11 protein-coding genes are annotated in these 14243 nt (G+C 61.2%); 5 read left to right on the top strand and 6 right to left on the bottom strand.

Features of this window, described 5'->3' with window-relative positions:
• Nucleotides 1-1398, bottom strand: coding sequence for an alpha,alpha-trehalose-phosphate synthase (UDP-forming) (gene otsA / locus ACTHND_RS04550; protein ID WP_440176177.1), 1398 nt, complete (start codon nucleotides 1396-1398; stop codon nucleotides 1-3).
• Nucleotides 1373-2200, bottom strand: coding sequence for a trehalose-phosphatase (gene otsB / locus ACTHND_RS04545; RefSeq protein ID WP_440176175.1), 828 nt, complete (start codon nucleotides 2198-2200; stop codon nucleotides 1373-1375). The genes otsA and otsB overlap by 26 nt, the downstream gene beginning before the upstream one ends.
• Nucleotides 2201-2625: 425 nt before the next feature.
• On the opposite strand from otsB, the gene ACTHND_RS04540 reads away from it, so the two are divergent.
• The 3 genes from ACTHND_RS04540 to ACTHND_RS04530 all read left to right on the top strand — a co-directional run bounded on the left by ACTHND_RS04540 (nucleotide 2626) and on the right by ACTHND_RS04530 (nucleotide 5555).
• Nucleotides 2626-4425, top strand: a complete 1800-nt coding sequence (locus tag ACTHND_RS04540; RefSeq protein WP_440176174.1) for a glycoside hydrolase family 15 protein — start codon at nucleotides 2626-2628, stop codon at nucleotides 4423-4425.
• 298 nt (nucleotides 4426-4723) lie between these two features.
• Complete coding sequence (locus tag ACTHND_RS04535) at nucleotides 4724-5083, top strand: ArsR/SmtB family transcription factor (RefSeq protein WP_440176173.1); 360 nt, start codon at nucleotides 4724-4726, stop codon at nucleotides 5081-5083.
• Nucleotides 5064-5555 (top strand): SRPBCC family protein, encoded by a 492-nt coding sequence (locus ACTHND_RS04530; RefSeq protein WP_440176171.1) that lies wholly within the window; start codon nucleotides 5064-5066, stop codon nucleotides 5553-5555. The genes ACTHND_RS04535 and ACTHND_RS04530 overlap by 20 nt, the downstream gene beginning before the upstream one ends.
• On the opposite strand, the gene ACTHND_RS04525 is transcribed toward ACTHND_RS04530, so the two are convergent.
• Complete coding sequence (locus tag ACTHND_RS04525; protein WP_440176169.1) at nucleotides 5552-7192, bottom strand: Na+/H+ antiporter; 1641 nt, start codon at nucleotides 7190-7192, stop codon at nucleotides 5552-5554. The genes ACTHND_RS04530 and ACTHND_RS04525 overlap by 4 nt on opposite strands.
• A 184-nt stretch (nucleotides 7193-7376) precedes the next feature.
• Here ACTHND_RS04525 and carA point away from each other — a divergent pair, with 184 nt between their 5' ends.
• Nucleotides 7377-8552, top strand: coding sequence for a glutamine-hydrolyzing carbamoyl-phosphate synthase small subunit (carA, locus tag ACTHND_RS04520; RefSeq protein ID WP_440176167.1), 1176 nt, complete (start codon nucleotides 7377-7379; stop codon nucleotides 8550-8552).
• Here the strand turns inward: carA and ACTHND_RS04515 are convergent.
• Genes ACTHND_RS04515 through ACTHND_RS04505 form a run of 3 tightly spaced genes read right to left on the bottom strand, consistent with a single transcriptional unit; the run spans nucleotide 8549 to nucleotide 10592 of the window.
• Nucleotides 8549-9154: a hypothetical protein gene (locus tag ACTHND_RS04515; protein ID WP_440176165.1), complete on the bottom strand. Its 606-nt coding sequence runs from the start codon at nucleotides 9152-9154 to the stop codon at nucleotides 8549-8551. The two genes, carA and ACTHND_RS04515, sit on opposite strands and share 4 nt — an antisense overlap.
• Nucleotides 9155-9177: 23 nt before the next feature.
• Nucleotides 9178-9747, bottom strand: a complete 570-nt coding sequence (locus ACTHND_RS04510; protein WP_440176163.1) for a hypothetical protein — start codon at nucleotides 9745-9747, stop codon at nucleotides 9178-9180.
• The gene (locus tag ACTHND_RS04505) at nucleotides 9744-10592 is read right to left on the bottom strand and encodes a hypothetical protein (RefSeq protein ID WP_440176161.1); all 849 of its coding nucleotides are present in this window, start codon (nucleotides 10590-10592) and stop codon (nucleotides 9744-9746) included. Before ACTHND_RS04505 ends, ACTHND_RS04510 begins: the two co-directional genes overlap by 4 nt.
• Before the next feature lie 338 nt (nucleotides 10593-10930).
• Here ACTHND_RS04505 and carB point away from each other — a divergent pair, with 338 nt between their 5' ends.
• Nucleotides 10931-14233 (top strand): carbamoyl-phosphate synthase large subunit, encoded by a 3303-nt coding sequence (gene carB / locus ACTHND_RS04500; protein WP_440176159.1) that lies wholly within the window; start codon nucleotides 10931-10933, stop codon nucleotides 14231-14233.
• Nucleotides 14234-14243 lie beyond the last annotated feature (10 nt).

The raw sequence follows: 14243 nt of genomic DNA, 5'->3' as shown, positions 1-14243 counted from the left end.
CTATTCCACCCCGGCCAGTTCGGTGATCGGCGTTTTCAGGCAGGCGACGAAATCATCCCGCCAGCGCGAGACGTCATTTCTGCGCACGTTTTCCATCAAGGATTCCCAGCGCCGTTTGCGTTCCTTCAGCGGCATGGACAGGCCGCGATGCACGGCCTCTGAGACATCCTCGCGGCTGAGCGGATTGACGATCAGCGCCTCCTTCATCTGCTCGGCGGCGCCGGCGAACTGCGACAACACCAGCACGCCCGGATTTTCCGGATCCTGTGCCGCCACATATTCCTTGGCCACCAGGTTCATGCCGTCGCGCAGGGGGGTCACCAGGCCGATATCAGCGGCGCGGTAGATGCCGGCCAGTTCGTCGCGGCGATAGGCGCGGTTGACATAGCGCAGCGGCACCCAGTCGACCGTGGCATAGGCGCCGTTGATCTTGCCGGAGAGGTTATCGAGCCGCCCGCGCAGATCCTGATAGGCGTCCACCTCATCGCGTGACCGCGTGGCGATCTGCAACAAGAACAGGTGCCCGTGCATTCCCGGATTATTGGCCAGCAGGGTTTCATAGGCGGTGAAGCGTTCCTCCAGCCCCTTGGAATAGTCGAGCCGGTCGACGCCCAGCAGCATCTTGCGGCCGGCCTGGCTGTTCAGCATGGTCTTGTAGAACAGTTCGGCGCGTTCGCTTTTCAGCGTGGCTTCAAAATCCGTGGCGTCAATGCCGATCGGGAAAGCGCGGGCGCGGATGCGTCGGCCATAAGCACTGATCACGCCGTCCTTTTCCAGCGCCGCACCGGCGTCATGGATGGCGTAATCGGTAAAGGCTTCGACATCATCCTCGGTCTGGAAACCCACCAGGTCATAACTGAACATCGATTCAACCAATTCCGCATGGCGTGGCAGGGTGGAGAGGATGCGCCGCGCCGGCCAGGGGATATGCAGGAAAAAGCCGATGCGGTTCTTCACGCCGCGCTTGCGCAGTTCGCGGCCCAGCGGGATCAGGTGATAGTCCTGCACCCAGATGATGTCATCCGGTCCGATCAGCGGCAGTAGGGTCTCGGCAAAGCGCGTATTGACCCGTTCATAGCCCTCATCGAAGCTGCGCTCATAGTTCACCAGATCCGGCCGGTAGTGGAACAGCGGCCACAGGGTACGGTTGGCATAGCCGTTGTAATATTCCTGCTCGTCCTGGGTATCGAGATCGAGCAGGGCCACGGTGACGCCGCCGACCACCTGCATGGACAACTGGCCGGTATAGGGCTCGACGGTGTGGCCGCTCCAGCCGAACCACAGCCCCTTGTCCTCGCGCAGGGCGGCCGAAAGCGCCATGGCCAGGCCGCCGGCAGTGCCGACACCGGGATCGGCCGGCGGATTGACGCGGTTAGATACGACGATAAGACGGCTCAATGGCGGTCTCCAGTTCAAGACATTCAGTTTGCAGCCCGCGCGCGAGCCAGTGATGGACGGCCTCCACATTGCCGAGGCGGTAATCGGCGAAGGTTTCGCGCAGTCCCCCGACCAGCACGCCGATGCCGCCGAAAGAGCGCACGACGCGGAAGCCGTCCTCGTCGGTGAGATCGTCGCCGACGAACACCGGCCGGGTGCCGGCAAAGGGCGGCTCGACCATGAAGGCGCGCACCGCCCGACCCTTGTCCATGCCGGGGGTCAGGAATTCGATCACCATGACGCCGCGTTGCAGCTTGAGGCCGGTGCGACGCGCCAGATCCTCGGCGAAGACATCGACCACCGGCTCCAGGGTCGGTTCCGCACGGTAATGCAGGGCCACGCTGAGCGGCTTTTCCTCGACATGCAGTTCCGGATATTTGCGCACGAAGGTGGCGATTTCCTGCCGGGCCTGCGCCACGCCGGAATGGATCGGCGCCACGATCATGTCCAGCCGCGCATCACGCCTTTGCAGGCCATGACTGCCGGCCACGGCCGGCACCACGCCTTCCAGGATGCGGTCGATATCTGCGATCGGCCGGCCGCTGACGACCGCCAGCCGGCCTTCCAGGCGCATGGCCAGGTTGCGGATCAGGGCATTGCGGGCAATATCCGGCCCCACCGCTTCCGGCATGTCGGTAAAGGGCGCCAATGTGCCGTCGAGATCGAGAAACAGGGAGATATCATCGAGGGCGCAGCGCATCAGGGCGTTGATCTTGGTGGCGACCGTCATCCGGGCAGCACCCTGCCGTTTACGACTTTGCATATATTCATTAGCCCGTTCCACTTCATTAACGCCGATGGACACGGCAAATACCTTCGCCGACCATCGTTTTCAAAGTACAGCCCAGCCTCAATTGTGACAAAATAAGAATATTTATTGAGATTATTGAGATGAATATGGAAAATAAAATTTCCATAAAGACAATATTTTCGTCTTGAGGCCGTATAGCCATGCGTCTATCAACCTAACACCCATGAGAAACTCTTTTCAACCGACCTCGCGTTTCTGTGATCGATTGTGAGGGGTTTTGTGATCACTGCGAATGCCCATTCGCGTATCAAGATATATTGCCCGGAGCTATTCAGAGCGTTTTCCAATCTGACTGTGTCAGATCGGCGCTCTGAATTTTTAGCTCTACCGCACTTTTTAACCCGAAAAGTGCGTCACACTTTTCGGAAAGTGCTCTCGTGCCTGAACAGACCAATCTCGACCTCTCCCCCATCGGTAACTGTGCCGCCACCGCCCTGATCGACCGCCGGGGTCGCTTTGTCTGGGCCTGCTATCCGCGCATCGATGGCGAACCGGTCTTTTCCGCCCTGCTGGAACCGGCTTGTGGAGGCTCGGAAGAGGCTGGCTTCTGGAGTGTCGAGATGGCCGATGTCAACGAAACCACCCAAGCCTATATCCGTAATACTGCCGTGCTGCGCACCGAAATGCGCGATCGTCACGGCGCCGTGGTCGAGGTCATCGACTTCGCTCCGCGCCTGCATCATCTCAACCGCACCTACAAGCCATGGGCCTTTTACCGCCTGATCCGGCCGGTTTCGGGCACGCCGCGCATCCGTATCCGCATGGCCCCGACCGGAAACTGGGGACGCGACCTCGGCGCCGCCACCTATGGCTCCAGCCACATCCGTTATGAATGCGGCCCGGCGGTGATGCGCCTGACCACCAATGCGCCCCTCACTTACTTACGAGAAGACCAGACCTTTCGGCTGGAAGGCCCGCTCGGTTTCCACCTGGGTCCGGACGAGCCCTACCCCAATGACGTGCTGACCGACGCCGAGCACATGCTGCGCGCCACCATCGCCTACTGGCAGGGCTGGGTGCGCACCCTCACCATCCCTCTGGAATGGCAGGAGGCGGTGATCCGCGCCGCCATCACGCTAAAGCTCTGCTCCTACGATGACACCGGCGCCATCGTGGCGGCCATGACCACCTCCATCCCCGAAGCCGCCAATACCGGCCGCAACTGGGATTACCGCTACTGCTGGATCAGGGACGCCTATTATGTGGTGCGGGCGCTAAACCGGCTGGGCGCCGCCGACATGCTGGAAAGCTATCTCGTCTACCTGCGCAACCTGACCGACCAGGCCGCCGGCGGCCATGTGCAACCACTTTACAGCGTGTCCCTGCAAAGCGACCTGACCGAGCGCATCGCCCCCGATATGACAGGCTATCGCGGCATGGGGCCGGTGCGCGTTGGCAATCAGGCTTACGAGCATCACCAGCACGATGTCTACGGCCAGATGATTTTGCCGCTGACGCAATCCTTCTTTGATGCCCGCTTTCTGCGCGTCGGCACGGTGGCCGATTTCCACGCCCTAGAAAAGGTCGGCGACCGCGCCTTTGCCGTCTATGACAAGCCCGACGCCGGCCTGTGGGAGTTCCGCACCATCGCCCGCGTCCACACCTATTCCGCCCTGCTGTGCTGGGCGGCCTGCGACCGGCTGGCCAATGTGGCGTTGTCGCTCGGCCTGAAAGACCGCAGCAGCTTCTGGAGCAAACGCGCCGGCATCATCCGTAAGGCGATCGAGGAAAAGGCCTGGAACGAGAAACTCGGCATCTTCACCGGTTCCTTCGGTGGCGAGGAGGTCGATGCCAGCCTGCTCCAACTATTCGAACTGGGCTTCCTGCCGGCCGATGATCCGCGGTGCGTGGCCACTTTTAAGGAATGCGAACGGCAATTGCGCAAGGGCGACAACTTCTACCGCTACGTCGAGCCGGATGATTTCGGCGAACCGGAAACCGCCTTCAACTTCTGCACCTTCTGGTACATCGAGGCCCTGCACCTGATGGGCCGCACCGAGGAGGCGCGGGAGCTGTTCGAGGCCATGCTGGCGCGTCGCACCCATTCCGGACTGCTGTCGGAGGACGTGAAGGTCGATACCGGCGAATTGTGGGGCAATTTCCCGCAAACCTATTCACTTGTGGGGTTGATTACCTGCGCCGTCCTGCTCAGCCGTCCATGGACGACCGTGCGGTAGGTTTAGAGTTGGATAAGGGAATCACGGACAGGCACGGAAAAAGACGGACGGACACGGAATTCTTTGCGTGACGCCTTCTGCGCGAAGCGCCTTCATGACGCCATTGCTTAGGCACACGCAAATGAAAGCCCTTCGGGCACAGGATTAGCGCAAAACTCATATTTCGTGTGTTTCCGTCTTTTTCTGTGCCTTTCCGTGATCTTCTTAAATTTACCCGAGCAAAGCACTCCCTTCCCGAATTCCGCACTCAGCCTTACCCCTTGCGTGTCGTTCATTTAGGGGGTATATACTGAACCAAATGGTTCAGTATATACCCCCTCTTGATAGCTCTTTCGCCGCGCTCTCCGATCCCACCCGGCGCGGGGTGCTGGAACAGCTTGGCCGGTCTGACGCCTCGATCACCGATCTGGCCGACCGGTTCCACATGACCCTCACGGGCATGAAAAAGCACGTCAGTGTTCTGGAAGCGGCGGGCCTTGTCGTCACGAAAAAGGTCGGCCGCGTGCGGACCTGCAAGCTGGGCCGGCGCAAAATGGCGGAAGAAGCCGCCTGGATCGAACGGTATCAGCAGCTTTGGGCCGCGCGGTTCGAAGCGCTGGATGAGATTGTCGAAGAATTGAAACAGAGGGAGCTAAACAATGAGCCAGACGCAAAATAATCCTACGACCGCGGAACGTGTCTCCGACCGCGAGTTCGTCATCACGCGGACCGTCAATGGCCCGGCCCATGTCGTCTTCAGGGCATGGAGTGATCCCGACCTGTTCCGGCGCTGGTGGACGCCAAAGTCGTTCGGCATGACCATACTGTCCTGCGAAATGGATGTCCGCACAGGCGGCAGTTATCGCCTGGTGATCAGCCACCCCTCGATGGAACAGCCGATGGCCTTCTTCGGCAAGTATCTCGACGTGGTGCCGAACGCGCGCATCGTCTGGACCAATGAGGAAGGTGACGAAGAAGGCGCCATCACCACCGTCACCTTTGAGGAACGCGACGGCCAGACCCTGGTCGTCTGGCACGATCTCTATCCGTCCAAGGAAGCCCTCGACGAGGCCATGGTCTCCGGCGCGACAAGCGGGTTCGGCGAGCAGTTCGAGCAACTGGAAGGCATTATCGCCACTCTTGCGGCCTAGCTGCCGGTCAGGCGCGCCTCGGCCAGGTCGGCCTCTCGGATCAGCCGCCGGGATATCTCGTCGGACAGTTCCCGTGACCGGCTCAGTTCGTAATAGACGTCACGCTCGGCGCGGATGCCGGCCAGGCGCAGTTGCCGCTCGATCTCCTCCAGCTTACGCAGGTGCGATACGGCCTCACCCTGCAGGCCCTGCTTTTCTATACGGCGGCGATAAACCTCCATCACCCGCGCCGCGGCCTCGCCATAAAGCTCGGTTTCGTTGCGGCCCACCCTCTTCGCTTTCTGAAGCTGTTCGATCGCCTCGATGGCCGCTTCGGCGGCGGCGGCGCGGGCATTGTCTTCTTCCGCCAGGGCCTTCGGTTCCGGCGGCAGTTTCAGGTTCTTCAGCAGGAATGGCAGGCCGATGCTGGCCAGCAGCAGCGAAACGACGATCACCGACGCCGCCAGGAAGATGATCAGGTTGCGCGACGGAAAGGCCGAGCCGTCGGCAACGAAAAACGGAATGGTCAGAACACCGGCAAGCGTTATGGCGCCGCGCACCCCTGCAAGCGATGTGGCGGCGATCAGGCGCAGGCTCGGCCGCTGCACCGGCAGCCCCTTGCGCACCGCCCGGAACAGGGTGAAGCGCAGGGCCACCCACACCCACAGGAAACGCAGGGCGATCAGGGCAAAGCTGATGGCGGCGACATAGACGATCAGCCACAGCGGATCGGTATGGCCCGTAAACTGGACGACATGGGCGGCGCGCGAGGCGATGCTCGGCAACTGTTCGCCCAGCAGCACGAAGATGATGCCGTTGGCCGTAAACTGGATCATGTCCCAGACGGCATTGCGGCGGACGCGCGTATCGGCCAGGGCCTGACCACTTTGCTCGGCATAGCTCATGGTGATCCCGGCGGCGACCGCGGCCAGGATGCCCGAACAATGGAGGCGTTCGGCCAGCAGATAGGCGCCGAAGGGAATGAGCAGGCTGATCAGCACCTGCGACCCCGCCTCCTCGCCGATCCGGCGCGAAATCAGCCCCTTTACGCGCGTCACCACCCAGGTGACGCTAATACCGATGGCCAAACCGCCGATGGCCAGCCACAGGAAAGCACCGAAGGCATCGACCAGCGAGAAGCTGCCGGTCACGACAGCGGCCACCGCGAAACGCATACAGACCAGGCCCGACGCGTCATTCAGCAAGGACTCGCCTTCAAGAATGTGCATCAGCCGCTTGGGGATCGGCACCTTGGTCGATATGGCGGAAACGGCTATGGGATCGGTGGGCGACAGGATCGCCGCCAGGGCAAAGGCGGCTCCCAGAGGCATCAGCGGGATCATCCAGTGAATGAACAGGCCGAGCCCCACCACCGTGAAAACTACCAGCCCCAGGGCAAGCTGCAATATGGTGCCCTTGTCGCGGAACAGGCCCTCTTTTGGGATCTTCCAGCCATCATAGAACAAAAGCGGCGGCAGGAAGAGCAGAAAGAAGACGTCCGGCTCCAGGTCAACCGCGGCGCCGGTGGACAGCGCGATAACGGCGCCCAGCGCGATCTGCACCACCGGCGTCGGTATGGACAGGGGCGACAGCCGCGACAGCCAGCCGCTGACCACGACGGCCAGCAAGAGAAACAGGGAGATAGCAACGCTTTCCATGTCCGCCTTAGACCCGATTTGGAACTAAGAGGTCAATGCCGTGTTACACACCTTCTTACAAAAGGCGCGGAATCGTGATGTCTTTTTAGTCATTAACAATTGACCTTTCGGCCCTCGCCCCCTATGTGTCCGGCCGTTTGCGCGCCGGGTGGCGCTGCTTGTTTCAAAAAGGAGATGATACGCCATGACAACTGAACTTCTGGAAGGTTGCACGGGCGTATTGGTTCTTTCGGACGGCACGGTCTATCAGGGCCTCGGGTGCGGCGCCACGGGCGATGCGCTGGGCGAGGTCTGCTTCAACACCGCCATGACCGGCTATCAGGAAATCCTCACCGATCCCTCCTATATGGAGCAGATCGTCGCCTTCACCTTCCCGCACGTCGGTAATGTCGGCGTCAATGCCGACGATGTCGAACAACTTGGTAACGACCCCAAGCGTGCTGCCAAGGGCGCCATCTTCCGCGACGCCCCCACCCCGCCAGCTAATTGGCGTTCGACCCTGTCCTTCAATGACTGGCTGGTCCAGCGCGGCGTCGTCGGCCTGTCCGGCATCGATACGCGGTCTCTGACGAAGAAAATCCGTGAACACGGGATGCCGCATGGCGTCATCGCCCATTCGCCCTCCGGCGTCTTCGATCTTGAAGCCCTAAAGGCGAAAGCGCGCGAATGGAAGGGCCTCGGCGGCCTCGATCTCGCCATCGACGCCACGGTGACGCAACAGGCCGCTTACACCACCGACCTGTGGCAATGGCCCCAAGGCTTCAGCGACGGCACCAAGAAAGAATTCAAGGTCGTGGTTATCGATTATGGCGTCAAGCAGAACATCCTGCGCGCCCTCGTCGACATCGGAGCCGAGGTGCAGATCGTGCCCGCCAAGACCTCGGCCGAAGACATTCTCGCCCGCAAGCCGGATGGCGTCCTGCTGTCGAACGGCCCCGGCGACCCCGCCGCCACCGGCGAATACGCCGTGCCGGTTATCCAGAAGCTCGTAAAGTCGGGCGTTCCGGTCTTTGGCATCTGCCTGGGCCACCAGATGCTCGGCATCGCCCTGGGTGCCAAGACCATCAAGATGAGCCAGGGCCATCACGGCGCCAACCATCCGGTGAAGGACGAGACCACCGGCAAGGTCGAAATCGTTTCGATGAACCACGGCTTCGCCATAGACCGCGACTCGCTGCCGGAAGGCGTGGTCGAGACCCACGTTTCGCTGTTCGATGGTTCCAACTGCGGTATCGCCATGACGGGTAAGCCTGTGTTCTCGGTGCAGCACCACCCGGAAGCCTCGCCCGGTCCGGTGGACAGCCTCTACCTGTTTGAGCGCTTTGCCCAGAACATGCGCGCCGCCAAGGTTTCGGCTTAAAGAATATCCCGCCAATGTGCGCTGTGATCCCCGGCATGGTTTTCCATGCCGGGCTTTGTCAACCAACCCTTCGGGTTTACGTAACTGTAAATTCGACGCTTCGGCGCTTCATTCCAGTTGATATTGAACGCCCAGTACTTCGGAAAGAACTCAAGTTCGCTGTAAGGCAGATTGTCGTGAACCCACCACGCCAGCTTCTGCCAGTCGCCTGCCTGCTGAAACCGGTCCCAAAAGGCTGGAACGATTACGCAGGCTGTCGCTCCCATATGGCCATTTGCGTCGAGCCTGTCCCAGATATGACCGGCATAATTGCTCTCATTGCTGGCACAATTATAACCTTTTTCATTGCCGAATTGATTGACGTCTTCAGAGCGATAGGCCGACCGTACGGCAACGCGCCCAAACGTCTCTTGCAAGGGTTCAAGCAGGTCTGCGCATAGCTTCTTTCCTGCCTTGATGGCCAAATCAGGATCATAAGGGATATTGGAAAGACCATGAATCGCCGCAATATCTGAGAATAGAAAATCCCGCATAAAGAACGATTTAGACAACCGCACGCGACCGAATTCGGTCAGGCTATCTACAGAGGCTGGCTTTCGCATGTTTTTCTCTGAAAACTGTCAGTCTATCTGAGCGCCAGCGGCTGCGCAAAGCGATATTCCGCCGGCAGGTCCAGCATTTTGATATCGCGGCTGATCACCGGACGACCCGCCACCCGCACCAGCAGGGCCAGGCCACAGGTGCCGGCCCCGACCGATTCCAGCCGGCTGTCACGGATCGTCAGGGCAATGCCGTCAAATGTCCCGGCCAGCCCCAGCCCGACATCCAGGTCAAAGCTCTTCTCAAAGCCGATGGTCACCTTGATGGCCGGATGGATATCACGTTCAATGCTGTGGGAAGACAGTTTCAGCACAATCGGCGCGTCCGTCTTTGCGCCTTCACGGCAGGCAGCGCGGATATCCTTCGCCGTACACCAGCCATCGGCCAGCAGGGCCAGCGGATCGAAATGCAAGGCCGTCCTGACGGCCCGCAGGATGGCACTGCGCAGGATGGGCGTCGTCAGGATGAGGTCGCGCAGAACGCGATCCCGGTTCGCCGCCTCAATGACCTCTGTTTCAATCTCGGCACGGGTGTCCGCATCGATCAGGTCATCGAACCAGATTGCGCCGGCAGGTGTTTCAGTCGTCAGCGTCATGGGGATACTCCGCTTTCCATGACCAGCGGCCCGCTGGCGCTGAGGCGGCTGGGTCCGAAGACGAACCGCGCACTGACCTGCGGCACCCGGTCATAGGTGATTTCCGAGCGCGGCCGGCGCCCGCGCCAGACGAAAAACAGCAGGACACCGACCAGGGCCGTGCCGATCCATGCCCAGGCGAGACCGGGCCGCAGCAGGTAGGCCGGGAAGGTCAATCTGGGCACAGTGATTTCAGGCAGGTGGAATTTGGGCAGGTCAAATTTGGGCAGGGAGAGTTTCGGCCAGGCGAATTTCGGCGGAACATTATGAGGCGCCTCCGCGGCCTTGGGTTCGGCCATCGGGGCCTCGGCAGAAGCCGCCGGAACGGCATCCTCGACCGGCGCTTTTTGAACAGGTGGCGGCAGGTCGGCCTGAGCGTCCGCCACAGGTGTTTCAATTACAGGTGTTTCAGTCATTGGCGCCTCCGTTGAAGGCGAATCCGTTGAAGAAGAAATGGCCGACGTTTCGGCGGTTTGCGGCCCACGCGCCGGCCCGACCGAGACCTGCAGGGCCAGTTGTCCGCCGGCGGTCAGCGGCTCACCGGCCGCCGGGGTCTGCTGAAGTATGGTGCTGGAGGCGTCATCGCCCGGCGTTTTGGTCAGGGCGGGGAAAATAGCAAAATACTGGGCCAGGGGCACGGCCACGTCATCATAACGGCAGCCGACCAGGCGCGGGGCGACCTGCTTCGCCGCCGCGGCCCGGATTGCGCCGGCGCCACAGCTCCGCGTCCCTTGCGCCGCAAGAGCCGGAATAGCCAGTATCAGGAAAGCACACGCACTCAGTACAGGTACAGCGGCCGGTTTCATGCAGCCCCCCTTAAGTTTACGCGCAGGTTGCAAAAGTCTTAACACCAATCCCCTGGCTCTGCCAGTCCACGTTAACCATTACGGGACGGGTGTTGAATTGCGGCATCAGCGGCCGTGCCGATGTTTCCCGTTATTACATATCTTCACATCGTGATGATCGGTCCGAGATTCTCGATTCAAGGGTTGCAACGCGGGAACATAGGCTCTAAAGCACCCGCTTAGCCATAAAACATGCAGCGCCCGAAGCGGCGCGATTTTTTTAACCGGACTGTGGACTCACAGCCCGCTCTAATTTTGCGCAACTGGCAAGGTTGCGCCTTGTGTTACGAAAGACCGAGATGCCCAAACGCACAGATATCAAGTCCATTCTCATTATCGGCGCAGGCCCTATTGTGATCGGCCAGGCCTGTGAGTTCGATTATTCCGGCGTACAAGCCTGTAAAGCCCTGCGCGAGGAAGGCTACCGCATCATTCTGGTCAATTCGAACCCGGCGACGATCATGACCGATCCGAACATCGCCGACGCCACCTATATCGAGCCGATCACCCCCGAATTCGTCGAGAAGATCATCGCCAAGGAGCGCCCGGATGCGCTGCTCCCCACCATGGGCGGCCAGACCGCGCTCAATACGGCGCTTTCGCTCGACGCCGCCGGCGTTCTGAAAAAGTATAATGTCGAGATGATCGGCGCCAAGGCCGAGGTTATCGACAAGGCCGAAGACCGGCAGAAGTTCCGCGACGCTATGGATAAACTCGGCCTCGAATCGGCCAGGTCCGCAGTCGCCCACACCTGGGATGAGGCCGTGGCCGGTCTCGAAGCCATTGGCGGCCTGCCGGCGGTTATCCGTCCGTCGTTCACCCTGGCCGGCACCGGCGGCGGCATTGCCTACAATCAGGAAGAATTCAAGGAAATCGTCGAACGCGGCCTCGACCTTTCGCCCACCAGCGAAGTGCTGATCGAGGAATCGATCGTCGGCTGGAAGGAATACGAGATGGAGGTGGTGCGCGATACCGCCGACAACTGCATCATCGTCTGCTCGATCGAGAACGTCGATCCGATGGGCGTTCATACCGGCGATTCGATCACGGTGGCCCCCGCCCTGACCCTGACCGACAAGGAATACCAGATCATGCGTTCGGCAAGCTTGGCCGTGCTGCGCGAGATCGGCGTCGAGACCGGCGGGTCGAACGTGCAGTTCGCGCTCAATCCGCGCGACGGCCGCATGATCGTTATCGAGATGAACCCGCGCGTATCGCGCTCCTCGGCGCTCGCCTCCAAGGCCACCGGCTTCCCGATCGCCAAGATCGCCGCCAAGCTGGCCGTCGGCTACACGCTCGACGAATTGCAGAACGACATCACCAGGACCACCCCGGCCTCGTTCGAGCCCTCGATCGACTACGTCGTCACCAAGATTCCGCGCTTCGCCTTCGAGAAATACCCCGGTTCGGAGCCCCTGCTCGGCACCTCGATGAAGTCTGTCGGTGAAGTCATGGCCATCGGCCGCACCTTCGCCGAGTCGATGCAGAAGGCCCTGCGCGGCCTGGAAACCGGCCTCAGCGGCTTCGATGAAGTCGAAATTGCCGGTGTGAAGACTGCTGAAAATCCCGACGCCATCCGCGATGCCGTCATCCGCGAACTGGGCCGCCCGACGCCGGACCGCGTCCGCGTCATCGCACAGGCCTTCCGCCACGGCCTGTCGGTCGAGGACATCCATGCCGCCTGCGAATACGAGCCGTGGTTCCTGCGCCAGATCGAGGCCATTGTCTCGGAAGAAGCCAAGATCGGCGCGCTCGGCCTGCCGACCTCGGCCAAGGCGTTCCGCAGCCTGAAAGCCATGGGCTTCTCCGACAAGCGTCTGGCGCAACTGACTGGCAAGACCGAGAAGGAAGTCCGCAAAGTCCGTCAGGAACTCAATGTTCGCCCGGTCTTCAAACGCATCGACACCTGCGCCGCCGAATTCGCCTCCTCGACCGCCTATATGTATTCGACCTACGAATCGGGCGCGCTCGGCCAGGTGCCGGAAAACGAGGCCGAGCCTTCGGAACGCGCCAAGGCGATCATCCTAGGCGGTGGTCCGAACCGGATCGGCCAGGGCATCGAGTTCGACTATTGCTGCTGCCACGCCGCCTTTGCCTTCAAGGACATGGGCATCGAGGCCATCATGGTCAACTGCAATCCGGAAACCGTCTCGACCGATTACGATACCTCCGACCGCCTCTATTTCGAGCCGCTGACGGCCGAAGACGTGCTGGAACTGATCCATGTCGAGCAATCGAAGGGCGACCTGCGCGGCGTGGTCGTGCAGTTCGGCGGCCAGACCCCGCTCAAGCTGGCCCAGGCGCTGGAAGACGAGGGTATCCCCATCCTCGGCACCTCGCCGGACGCCATCGACCTGGCCGAAGACCGCGAGCGCTTCCAGCACCTGCTGCGCGATATCGACCTGAAGCAGCCGGTCAACGCCATTGCCCGCACCCCGGAAGAAGCCTTCAAGGGCGCCCACGAGGTCGGCTATCCGATCGTCATCCGCCCGTCCTATGTGCTCGGCGGCCGCGCCATGGAAATCGTCCGCGATGACGAGCAACTGGCGCGCTATGTCCGCGAAGCCGTGCAGGTTTCGGGCGATAGCCCTGTGCTGATAGACCAGTATCTCTCGGCCGCCATCGAAGTCGATGCCGACGCCCTGGCCGATGGGTCCGGCAATGTCTTCGTCGCCGGCATCATGGAGCACATCGAAGAGGCCGGCGTCCACTCGGGCGACTCCGCCTGTAGCTTGCCGCCCTTCTCACTCAAACCGGAAACGGTGAAAGAACTGGAGCGCCAGACCATCGAACTGGCAAAAGCGCTGAAAGTGCGCGGCCTGATGAACGTCCAGTTCGCCATCCTGCACCCTTATTCGGACGCGCCGGAAATCTTCGTGCTCGAAGTCAATCCGCGCGCCTCGCGCACCGTGCCCTTCGTCGCCAAGACCCTGGGCCAGCCCCTGGCCGGTATCGCCGCCAAGATCATGGCGGGCGAAACCCTGGCCTCGTTCGATCTCAAGCCGCGCGACTACAGCCATGTCGCGGTCAAGGAAGTCGTCTTCCCGTTCGCCCGCTTCGCCAATGTCGATACGGTGCTTGGGCCAGAAATGCGCTCGACCGGCGAGGTCATGGGCCTCGATTGGGTGCGTGACGGCGAGAGCATGATGGACGCCTTCTCGCGCGCCTTTGCCAAGTCTCAGCTCGGCGCCGGTGTGAAGCTGCCGACATCGGGCAAGGTCTTCGTCTCGGTCAAGGACATGGACAAGCCGGTCATTGTCGAGTCGATCCGCACGCTTCTGGACCTCGGTTTCAAGGTCGTCGCCACCGGCGGCACTGCCGATTACCTGAAGGCCCAGGGCCTCGATATCGAGCCGATCAAGAAGGTGCTGGAAGGCCGTCCGAACATCCTTGACGCCATCAAGAACGGCGAGATTGACCTGGTCTTCAACACCACAGAGGGCAAACAGTCACTGGCGGATTCGTTCTCGTTGCGCCGCGCCACCCTGATGCAGAAGATCCCGTACTACACCACGGCATCGGGCGCCGTGGCCGCCACCCGCGCCATCAAGTCCGGCGCCAATGAAGGGCTCGATGTCCGCCCGATCCAGGCCTATGCCTGACGGTATGAAC

Origin of the sequence: Asticcacaulis sp. (genome assembly GCF_051954415.1) — a bacterium.
Classification (GTDB): Bacteria; Pseudomonadota; Alphaproteobacteria; order Caulobacterales; family Caulobacteraceae; genus Asticcacaulis.
Note: the sequence above shows the minus strand (reverse complement) of the source record. Positions and strands in the feature narration are given on the sequence as shown.

Excerpts from the sequence above, each read along its gene's own strand:
- ACTHND_RS04535 (WP_440176173.1), top strand. The coding sequence starts at position 4,724 with ATGGTTCAGTATATACCCCCTCTTGATAGCTCTTTCGCCGCGCTCTCC.
- carA (WP_440176167.1), top strand. The coding sequence starts at position 7,377 with ATGACAACTGAACTTCTGGAAGGTTGCACGGGCGTATTGGTTCTTTCG.
- carB (WP_440176159.1), top strand. The coding sequence starts at position 10,931 with ATGCCCAAACGCACAGATATCAAGTCCATTCTCATTATCGGCGCAGGC.
- ACTHND_RS04530 (WP_440176171.1), top strand. The coding sequence starts at position 5,064 with ATGAGCCAGACGCAAAATAATCCTACGACCGCGGAACGTGTCTCCGAC.
- ACTHND_RS04510 (WP_440176163.1), bottom strand. The coding sequence starts at position 9,747 with ATGACGCTGACGACTGAAACACCTGCCGGCGCAATCTGGTTCGATGAC.
- otsB (WP_440176175.1), bottom strand. The coding sequence starts at position 2,200 with ATGCAAAGTCGTAAACGGCAGGGTGCTGCCCGGATGACGGTCGCCACC.
- ACTHND_RS04505 (WP_440176161.1), bottom strand. The coding sequence starts at position 10,592 with ATGAAACCGGCCGCTGTACCTGTACTGAGTGCGTGTGCTTTCCTGATA.
- ACTHND_RS04525 (WP_440176169.1), bottom strand. The coding sequence starts at position 7,192 with ATGGAAAGCGTTGCTATCTCCCTGTTTCTCTTGCTGGCCGTCGTGGTC.
- ACTHND_RS04515 (WP_440176165.1), bottom strand. The coding sequence starts at position 9,154 with ATGCGAAAGCCAGCCTCTGTAGATAGCCTGACCGAATTCGGTCGCGTG.